We start from the raw sequence: 4,128 nt of genomic DNA on the forward strand, positions 1-4,128 counted from the left end.
AACGCGTTAACGGACCGGAGGGCTCGCGCCCTGCCGCTAACAATGGACACCCCGTTCCGGGGTCATGCCACCGCTGGTGTTAGCGGAACGGCGCGAGCCGTCCGGTGGCAGCGTTGAAAACGCGTTAACGGACCGGAGGGCTTGCGCGCTGCCGCTAACAGCGCTTTACTCCGTTGCCCGTTGCGGTTGGTTGGAACATTCCGAGCGTGTGTGATGCGCAGCATCACCTACGGGCTCGGACAATGCATCTTGGGGCGGCCTTGCAATTCTGGTGGTTCTCAGCGCCGCGGTTTACCCTCATGCTCTCACGCATGAATTGGATCTTATTGAGCATCGTTTCGGCCGTGTTGTTGGGGGTCTACGACGCCGCGAAGAAGTGGTCGGTCCAGGCCAATGCGGTTCCGATCGTGTTGCTGGTCAGTGTCTCGATCGGTGCGGTGCTGTATTTGCCACTGGTGGTGTGGTCGACGTTCTGGGGGCAGACCATCCCGTTTGACTCGTTCGTCGTTCGTCCGCTGAGTTGGCGCGAGCATGGATTGATCGCATCGAAAAGCGTGCTGGTGGGGGCGTCGTGGACGTTTGCGTTTTCGGCGCTGAAGCACTTGCCGCTTTCGATCGCTGCTCCGATTCGCGCCACGAGCCCGTTTTGGACGATCGTGATCGCGATCTTGTTTTTCGGGGAGCGTCCGACGCCGCTGCAATGGACGGGCATCGTCATCGTGTTGATCGGATTTTGGCGATTCACCTTAGTCGGCCGGCGCGAGGGGATTCGGTTCACCCGCAATCGCTGGGTCGCGATGATGACGATGGCGACGTTGCTGGGGGCATGCAGTTCGATCTATGACAAATGGCTGCTGCAGCACGCGGGGTTTGATCCGGTCACGATGCAGGCTTGGTTTACGATCGATTTGGTTCCGGTGATGGTGCCGCTGGCGATCTGGTGGTACCGGTTCGATGCACCGAAACGATCTGCGGGGTCACCGAGTCCAACGGCAGACGTCGGCGAACGCCTGTCGCAGCCCTTCCGGTGGCGGTGGAGCATCGCGTTGGTCAGCCCACTGCTGATTCTGGCCGATTGGTTTTATTTCGTCGCACTTTCTGACCCCGAAGCGCTGGTGTCGGTCGTTTCGGTCGTCCGCCGCAGCAGCGTGGTGATCGCGTTGGGATTTGGGGCAAAAGCGCTCAGTGAAGCGAATTTCCGGGCCAAATCGGCCTGTGTCGCCGTCATTTTGCTGGGCGTGGTGCTGCTGACGTGGCACGGTTGAGTGCAAGTGCATCCGATGGCGGATTTTCCGGCACGGTGGTCTTTCACAGTGGTTTTCACGCCTGCCCGGGGCACGTATGCTAGGGCGATTGTATTGGAACGACTTTTGCTGCGATTCTTCCAACGGGTTTGACCGAGGCGGGCGGTAGGACACCGTCGCAAACGTCCCATGAGCGAGTTTCTGCTTTATTACAAGCGGCCGGACCCGACGACCTGGGTCTATCTTTCATCGTTCCTGACGATCGGGTTGTACTTCGTCTTTCACCGGTTCTGGAGTGTCCGCAACCTGGACATCGTCCTGCTGATTTTGCTGGCGCCGGGGTTGCTGATGGTTCATGAGGGCCGCCGGCGGCATCTCCGGGAGATGGAATCGGGCGAGATTGCGACGCGCGGTCAAGCGGATCCGGACACCGAGTCGGCCCGTCCCCGGCACATCGTCCCGTCGCCCTTGCGGGATCTGGAATCCTCCGATTCGGCCGATCGTCCATTCACTTCGGATTCGGCCTCGGTCTTGGTCACGACCCCTGTCATGCAGACGGCCGGTTCGGAATCGGCGGGCCCAACCGGCAACGTGCGGCCGACGATCCATGAGGAAACCAACCTGCCGTTGCAGACAGAACGGCATGCGCTCGATGAGCGGTTGGAAGCGACGTCGTTGGACCCCGGCCAGACCGAGTCCGATGCCGAGCTTTCGGCCAAACAACTGCAACGCAGCGGGTTCATCATGCTGTTCGCGGTCGAGATGATGATTTTGATCCGCTTGATGATCGATCCGCTGATGGTGCGGCGTCCGTTGCTGGACCCCAACCTGACCGTCGGCGGTTTGTACTTCATCAGCATCTGCCTGTTTATCTTCATGATGGTCAACGTCGCCACCAGCACGCCGCGGATGAGCGTCTGGCAGGGTCCGGAGCTGGGTCCGGGGTATGCGTTGATGCATCGCTTGCCGACGATCACAACGCGTCCGGTCAGCCAGGCGCTTGGCGGCGAAGAGGAACCCACGGCGGACGAGTTGGACCAGAGCAGGCGGAGCTGGACGATTCTGGCCAAGGTGCTGGCGATCTCGGCGCACTTGGCGATCATCGTGGGTCTGGTGTTGATCGGCAATCGCCACTTCGGCAACTTGCGCAGCGGCGTCGGTTGCTCGCTGTTGTATTTGATGCTGCCCTACACGGCGCAGATGACCGGCCGTGTGGATCATGCGCTGCCGGCTGCACTGTTGTTGTGGGCGGTGCTCAATTATCGCCGACCGGTTTTCGCCGGGATTTTTCTGGGGCTGGCGGCCGGTCTGGTCTATTACCCGTTGTTCTTGTTGCCGCTGTGGTGCAGTTTTTACTGGCAGCGTGGCGTCCGTCGGTTTGCCATCGGCGTGATCGTGACGTTGGCGATCCTGGTCATGCTGTTGACCTTCGGCGGCACCGATTCGCTGGTCGACCACCTGCGTCGCATGTTCGGGTTGTTTTTGCCGACGAAGGAGCCCCGCGGGATTTGGGGCTTAGGCTGGGATCCTCGCTGGCGGTTGCCGGTGATCGTCGCCTTTGGCATTCTTTGCACGCTGTTCGCCGCTTGGCCGTCGCCGAAAAACTTGGGCACGCTGATCGGTTGTTCGGCCGCGGTGATGGTTGCGGTTCAATTTTGGCATGGCTATGGCGGCGGGTTGTACATCGCGTGGTTCCTGCCACTGCTGTTGCTGACTATCTTTCGGCCGAACTTACAGGATCGGGTTGCGTTGAAGGTCGTCCAGCGGGGACGATCCGAGGCGGTGCGGCAATCAGGGACTGCCGGCGGAATCCAGACGGTCTAGCAAGAGCAAGAAGCGAACATGGTTGATTCTCCACAGAGCCAGGCGGCAGCAGAGCCCGCCGCGGACCGCTACCAAAGCCTGCTCCAGGCGTCGGCGGAACGGCTCAAAGCACTCCGTTCACGGGATTCCCTGTTTGCGATGATCCGCTTGGCGTTGTTCGGCGCCGCGGTGGCCGTGCTCGCGTTCACGTTCTTTGCCCATCTCGGGACACCGGGCTGGATCGTCGGGTTTGGTTTGTTGGCCGGCTTTCTGGTCGCGGCGATCTTAAACGAACCGATTCGCGACGCGATGGCCGAACAGACGCGGGCGAACAAGGTGACCGAGCGGCTGTTGGCGCGGACCCGCCGGGACTGGGACGCATTGGATTGGAAAACGACACGGGCGAAATTAAAAACCGTCCAGCTGGAAGAACACCAGAAAGACGTCGCCGATGATTTGGATCTGCTCGGCAAAAGTTCGCTGTTCCAATTCGTTTCGATGGCCGGCACGACGATCGGAGTGCGCACGTTGGCGAATTGGTTGACCGGGGTCGCCGACGCAGAGGTCGCGCGGGGCCGCAGTGCAGCGGTCCAACGGTTGACGCCGCGGAGAGACGAGCGTTTTCGTTTTTATTCACTGGCCGCACATGTCGGCGAGGGAACCGGCGACCCCGATGAATTCATCCGTTGGTCGCAATCCGATTCGTGGTTGGACAAGAACCGCTGGCTGTCGACTTGGGCGAACGCCTCCGCCCTGGCGGCGATCGTCTCCGTCCTGGTGCTGATCGCGTCGCGGATCGGCGTGGTACCCACAGTCGTCGCACAGATTGCGCTCGCGGTGGCGATCGGGTTGGTCGTGATCAACGTCGTCATCACCACGGTCATGCTGGGGCCGGTTCACCAGATTTTTTCGATCGCCATGGCCAGTCGTCAGTCGGTCGATGAGTATCGCGAACTGTTCTCCGCGGCCGAATGGTTGGATAGCGAAGCGGACGCTCAGTCCGACGAACACTCCCCGGGGGATCGGCTGGACCATCTGCATCGTGTGCTGTTGGATGACCCGGAACAATCAGCCCGTCTGG

2 protein-coding genes and 1 pseudogene are annotated in these 4,128 nt (G+C 61.0%); all 3 read left to right on the top strand.

Going from position 1 to position 4,128, the window contains the following annotated elements; genetic code table 11:
• The first annotated feature begins 311 nt into the window (after window positions 1–311).
• Window positions 312–1,265 (top strand): EamA family transporter, encoded by a 954-nt coding sequence (locus tag ABX749_RS24450; RefSeq protein ID WP_372898297.1) that lies wholly within the window; start codon window positions 312–314, stop codon window positions 1,263–1,265.
• A gap of 168 nt (window positions 1,266–1,433) precedes the next feature.
• Entirely contained in the window at window positions 1,434–3,068 is a 1,635-nt protein-coding gene (locus ABX749_RS24455; protein ID WP_372898298.1) for a hypothetical protein, read from the top strand.
• A gap of 18 nt (window positions 3,069–3,086) precedes the next feature.
• Window positions 3,087–4,128, top strand: a pseudogene (locus ABX749_RS24460) (DNA mismatch repair protein); the annotation flags it as partial.

This window comes from Stieleria sp., assembly GCF_041595215.1.
Lineage (GTDB): Bacteria > Planctomycetota > Planctomycetia > Pirellulales > Pirellulaceae > Stieleria > Stieleria magnilauensis.

What these genes read in the sequence shown, in the direction of transcription:
- ABX749_RS24450 (WP_372898297.1), top strand. Translation starts at nt 312, where the DNA reads ATGAATTGGATCTTATTGAGCATCGTTTCGGCCGTGTTGTTGGGGGTC.
- ABX749_RS24455 (WP_372898298.1), top strand. Translation starts at nt 1,434, where the DNA reads ATGAGCGAGTTTCTGCTTTATTACAAGCGGCCGGACCCGACGACCTGG.